Source organism: Bacillus sp. SIMBA_008, assembly GCF_046535495.1.
Classification (GTDB): domain Bacteria; phylum Bacillota; class Bacilli; order Bacillales; family Bacillaceae; genus Bacillus; species Bacillus subtilis.
In genome coordinates this window covers 1-230 of the sequence record NZ_JAWRWL010001404.1, presented here as the reverse complement: position 1 = coordinate 230, position 230 = coordinate 1, and the positions used below count along the sequence as shown (strand labels likewise).

The window sequence follows — 230 nt, the reverse complement described above, 5'->3', positions numbered from 1 at the left end:
CAAAGTTCATTGCCTGTTGATGCAGCTGGCAATCCTTGGAATGGATCTTGGGTATATAGTCATGGAAACTTAATTAGCGATTTACTAGATAATGTAGTACTTGAATCTACAGGTGTACTTCAAAAAACTAGAATTTATGAAATGAGTTCTAATCAAACATTTAGAGAAACTCTTGCATTTTTAATTGTACGTGATAATGCACATCAAAATGCTTTTGCAAAAGCTTTAGA

The 230-nt window shown here is 32.6% G+C and carries 1 protein-coding gene; it reads left to right on the top strand.

Features of this window, described 5'->3' with window-relative positions:
- Positions 1-230, top strand: a 230-nt coding sequence (locus SB658_RS28100; RefSeq protein ID WP_410603893.1) for a manganese catalase family protein, incomplete at both ends; no start/stop codon positions are given.